Below are 1,283 nucleotides of genomic sequence, written 5' to 3' on the forward strand. Positions count from 1 at the left end.
GAACTGCACGCCTACAAGATCCTGCGCACGGGCAACATCACGCGCGACACCCGGCTGGTGGTGGTGGACGCGGCCAACGACCTCGTAGCGGCCATCACCGGCGACCAGGACACCTATCTGCCGGGCGGCACGGCGGCCATCTCCTTCCAGGTCAGCGATAAAGACGGCCAGTCGGTGCCAGCGGCCATCGGGGTCAGCGTGGTGGACGAAGCCCTCTTCGCCCTGGCCGAGCAGGACCCCGGCTTTGCCAAAATCTACTTCCTGCTGGAGAAAGAGTTACAGCAGCCCAAGTATCAGATCAAGGGCTTCACCTGGGGGCAGGTGATGCAGGTTCCGCCGGAGGAGCCCATCCTGCGGGAGGCCCAGGACACCTCGGCCAAAGCTGCGTTGGCCCTGGCCGCCGAGCGGAGCTTTAGCCTGAGCGGCAACTCTCACGACGAGAAAGCGCAGCGCATCGAGAAGCAGCAGCAGAGCTATTTCAAGGGTGTGGCCCGGGCCATCTTCCCCTTCACCTTGCTGCTCCCTCTGGGCATGGCCCTGTTGACCCTCGTCTCCATCCGGGAGCGCAGGGTGATCGGCCTCAGCCTGATGATCAGCCTGCTGCTTCTCCTGATCTTTGCCTGCTTCTTGACGATCATCCCTGTCCCTGACTGGTATGGCCCCAGTCCCCTCGACAAGCTGGGCTATCTGCTGAGTGAGGCGGGCGAGGGGCTGCTCTGCGTGGTCCCGGTGGCCCTGCTGTCCGGCCTGGTGGGGTTGATCGTGCTGGCCGTCCACGCCGTGCGCGAGCCCGACCGGCCCCTGGGCTGGAAGCTGCTCCTGCTGCTGGCCTACATCGTCCTGCTGCCCCTGCTGATCTATGCCCTGATACGAGCCAACTGGGAGCCCGATGAAACGTGGGCCATCGTCTTCCTGATCGCCTACCTGCTGATCTCGGCCTCCTTTGTGGTGCGCGGCGTGGGGTTCGGGGTGAAAAGGCGAGTGGGGATGGCGGTGGCGGCCTTTCTGGCGGCGGGCTTTGCTTTCTTCCTCATCCTCTTCCCTGTGGCCTTTTTGACTATGCAGGGCGCGCCGCCCCCGGGCGTCGGATTTGATGCCATGTCACGGCAAGCCGTGCCAGCCGTGCCAATGGTGGAGATGGCCGCGCCCCTGGGGACACCAGCGCCTATGCCCACGATGGTCGCGGAGGCACCTATGGAAAAGGAGGCCGGCGTTGGGGCTGAACAGAAGGAGATGCCCCGCCTGCGCCAGTACTTCCCCGAGGCCCTCTACTGGAACCCAGA

Annotated in this window: 1 protein-coding gene; it reads left to right on the top strand. The window is 64.8% G+C overall.

Annotated elements, in window-relative coordinates:
- Positions 1-1,283: hypothetical protein (locus GTN70_09450; GenBank protein NIO17208.1), on the top strand; the 1,283-nt coding region annotated here is incomplete at both ends.

It is taken from the genome of Deltaproteobacteria bacterium, assembly GCA_011773515.1.
GTDB lineage: Bacteria > Desulfobacterota > Deferrimicrobia > J040 > J040 > WVXK01.